General features: G+C 54.2%; 3 protein-coding genes. 1 reads left to right on the top strand and 2 read right to left on the bottom strand.

Annotation, left to right across the window (positions count from 1 at the left end; translation table 11 throughout):
* Positions 1-91 precede the first annotated feature (91 nt).
* Together purN and purM are read right to left on the bottom strand one after the other, a co-directional pair.
* Complete coding sequence (purN, locus tag BBW68_RS12505) at positions 92-730, bottom strand: phosphoribosylglycinamide formyltransferase (protein ID WP_070135614.1); 639 nt, start codon at positions 728-730, stop codon at positions 92-94.
* A complete protein-coding gene (gene purM / locus BBW68_RS12500; RefSeq protein ID WP_070135613.1) occupies positions 727-1,767 on the bottom strand; it encodes a phosphoribosylformylglycinamidine cyclo-ligase in 1,041 nt (346 codons plus the stop codon). Before purM ends, purN begins: the two co-directional genes overlap by 4 nt.
* Before the next feature lie 170 nt (positions 1,768-1,937).
* Here purM and BBW68_RS12495 point away from each other — a divergent pair.
* Positions 1,938-2,212, top strand: a 275-nt coding sequence (locus tag BBW68_RS12495; protein ID WP_148127486.1) for an IS6 family transposase, incomplete at its 3' end; no start/stop codon positions are given.

The following is a 2,212-nucleotide window of genomic DNA, read 5'->3' as shown; positions in this document are numbered from 1 at the left end:
AGCTCATACCGTTTAGCGGACGTTTCGCAATGGAAGTCATTTCTGGAGATACATCAGGGGGCGACTTTTTTTCCGGTCAACCCGCAAATGCTTATTCGAATGCATGTCCTTCAACAGGCAGTTGCTGCCCGTCCAGCCATGCAGCACCTTGGCGCATCGTCAGGCGGTCATCAACAAACCAGCTCACTACCAACGGGTAGATCGCGTGTTCCTGATGCTGTACGCGCGCCGTGACATCCTCTTCGCTGTCGTCGCTGAATACCGGCACTTTCGCCTGCAAAATCACCGGACCGCCGTCCAGCTCTTCGGTGACAAAATGCACCGAGGTGCCGTGCTCTTCATCGCCGTTTTCAATCGCCTGGCGATGGGTGTGCAGACCGGGATATTTTGGTAGCAAGGAAGGGTGGATATTCAGCATCCGTCCGGCGTAGCGCTGGACAAATTCGGCGCTGAGAATACGCATACAGCCGGCTAGTACTACCAGATCGGGCGCATAGGCATCGATCTCCAGCATCAGCTGATGGTCAAACGCAGCTCGATCAGCAAACTGCGCCGCCGCCAGCGCGTGCGCCGGAACTTCTGCTGCACGCGCGCGTTTTAGCCCAAAAGCCTCGGCTTTGTTGCTGAAAACGGCAGCGACGCTGCCGTTGATCCGTCCCTGCTGGCAGGCGTCCAAGATTGCCTGTAGATTGCTTCCATTACCGGAAACCAGCACGACTATGCGCTTCATGCGTTAATAACCACACGTTCTTCAGAGTCAGAGGCTTTGATCATGCCGATTTTCCACGCTTTCTCGCCTGCATCGTTCATCAGCTGTACGGCTTTATCGGCTTCAGCCGCGCTCAGCGCGATCACCATGCCAACACCGCAGTTGAAGGTGCGGTACATTTCAAAGCTGCTGACGTTACCCGTCTGCTGCATCCAGCCAAACACCGCTGGCCACTCCCAGCTTGACTCTACGAGCACAGCTTGGGTGTTATCCGGCAGGACGCGCGGGATATTTTCCCAGAAGCCGCCGCCGGTCAGGTGCGCAATGGCGTGAACATCAACCTGTTCGATCAGGCTCAGGATATTTTTCACATAGATGTGGGTCGGTGCTAGCAGGTGGTCAGAGAGTGATTTACCTTCCAACTGCATGGTTTCCGGGTCAGTGTTGCTGACTTCCAGAATCTTACGCACCAGCGAGTAGCCGTTAGAGTGCGGGCCGCTGGAACCTAGGGCAATCAGCACGTCGCCATCGGTCACTTTGCTGCCGTCGATGATTTCGGATTTTTCAACTACACCGACGCAGAAGCCTGCTATGTCGTAATCTTCACCGTGGTACATGCCCGGCATTTCAGCGGTTTCGCCGCCTACCAGCGCACAGCTAGACTGTAAACAGCCTTCAGCGATGCCGGTGATGATGCTGGCTGCGGTGTCCACATCTAGTTTGCCGGTGGCATAATAATCAAGGAAAAACAGGGGCTCAGCTCCCTGAACCACCAGATCGTTAACGCACATCGCGACTAGGTCGATACCGATGGTATCGTGGCGTTTCAGGTCCATCGCCAGACGCAGCTTGGTGCCGACGCCGTCAGTGCCAGAAACCAGAATTGGTTCGCGGTATTTTTGCGGCAGTGCACAAAGCGCACCGAAACCGCCCAGTCCACCCATCACTTCCGGGCGATGAGTCTTTTTAACTACGCCTTTGATACGGTCAACTAAAGCATTACCCGCATCGATATCTACGCCGGCGTCTTTATAGCTGAGAGAGGTTTTATCGGTCACTGCGAATCCCCACGCGGTTTGCGGTTGGTGTGGTGGAAAAATAAAGCGCCGCAATTCTAACAGTGCAGGCAAACGTTTGCGAGTGTCTTCTTGCACCCATTGTAGATGGCACTGTTGCAAAGATCTGGCGATGGTAAACTGATGCCACTGTTTAGTTGAAGGAGCAGCACATGAACCCATTTAAAGGTCGACATTTTGAGTGTCATATTATCCTGTGGGCCGTCCGCTGGTACTGCAAATATGGCATCAGTTATCGTGAGCTGCAGGAGATGCTGGCTGAGCGAGGGGTAAATGTCGATCACACCACGATTTATCGATGGGTTCAGCGTTCTGCACCTGAAATGGAAAAGCGGCGGCGCTGGTACTGGCGTCAACCTTCCGGTTTTGGCTCATGGCATCTCGATGAAACCTACGTGAAGGTCAACGGACGCTGGGCTTATCTGTA

Source organism: Candidatus Erwinia dacicola, assembly GCF_001756855.1.
In the GTDB taxonomy this organism is placed as follows: domain Bacteria; phylum Pseudomonadota; class Gammaproteobacteria; order Enterobacterales; family Enterobacteriaceae; genus Erwinia; species Erwinia dacicola.
The sequence above is the reverse complement of the archived record's forward strand: the minus strand, read 5'-3'. Positions and strand labels throughout refer to the sequence as shown.

What these genes read in the sequence shown, in the direction of transcription:
- purN (WP_070135614.1), bottom strand. Translation starts at nt 730, where the DNA reads ATGAAGCGCATAGTCGTGCTGGTTTCCGGTAATGGAAGCAATCTACAG.